1 pseudogene is annotated in these 846 nt (G+C 61.2%); it reads left to right on the top strand.

Annotated elements, in window-relative coordinates:
• Positions 1 to 146: 146 nt before the first annotated feature.
• Positions 147 to 846 (top strand): annotated as a pseudogene (locus D1J51_RS18530) (DDE-type integrase/transposase/recombinase); the annotation flags it as partial.

The following is an 846-nucleotide window of genomic DNA, read 5'->3' as shown; positions in this document are numbered from 1 at the left end:
TGTTGAGCGGAGTGGTTTGGTAGTGGTCGTGGGTCGTTCCGGTCGCAGTCGTGGGTGTATCCGGTAGCGCTCGCGGAGGATCTGTTTCAGGATGGCCATCGACCGTGACCAACGAGGGTCGCGGCGGATGGAAGGATCCAACGTCTATGGCCGATTACCGGCTCATCATGTCGCTACTCATCCAGCAGCGCTCGTATCGTCAGATCGAGGCGCTCGTGAAGTGCTCGCATCGCGCGATCGCGAAAGCGCGTCGCGTGCTCGTTGCCGAGCAGCTCGTCACACATGCCCAGCTTGACGCGCTCACTGGTGAGGACCTTGATCGGTTCTTCGCTGACGGTAGGCGCAGCATCACTAGCGAGTTCGTTCCCGTTGATATCGACAAGATCGTCGTAGCAAGAGTGGGGCGGAAGAAGCCGCCGTTGAAGGTGCTCTGGTCCCAGTACCTGAAGACGCCAGCAGCGCCAGGGGTCAAGCATTACGGGTACGACCGGTTCTGCGAACTCGTCGCTGAGCATGTCCGCGTCAATGATCTGACCGCGCCGATCACGCATACGCCAGGGCATACGTTGCAGGTCGACTGGGCGGGGACTCAAATGCGGATCACGGACCCCATCAGCAGGCAGCACACGAGAGTGTCGGTGTTCGTCGCGACGTTGCCGTACTCCGGGGTCGTATTCGCGTACGGGGCCCTCGATGAGAAGATGCCGTCCTGGCTTGATTGTCACCGGCGCGTCTTCGAATACCTCGGCGGTGTGCCGCTTGTGGTCGTCCCGGATAACGCGTCAACGGCGTCCAATCAGATCAGCAAAACTGAGCGGGCGCGGGACGTGAACCCGTCCTACGCCG

Source organism: Leucobacter sp. wl10 (genome assembly GCF_003569785.1).
Taxonomy (GTDB): domain Bacteria; phylum Actinomycetota; class Actinomycetes; order Actinomycetales; family Microbacteriaceae; genus Leucobacter.
Note: the sequence above shows the minus strand (reverse complement) of the source record. Positions and strands in the feature narration are given on the sequence as shown.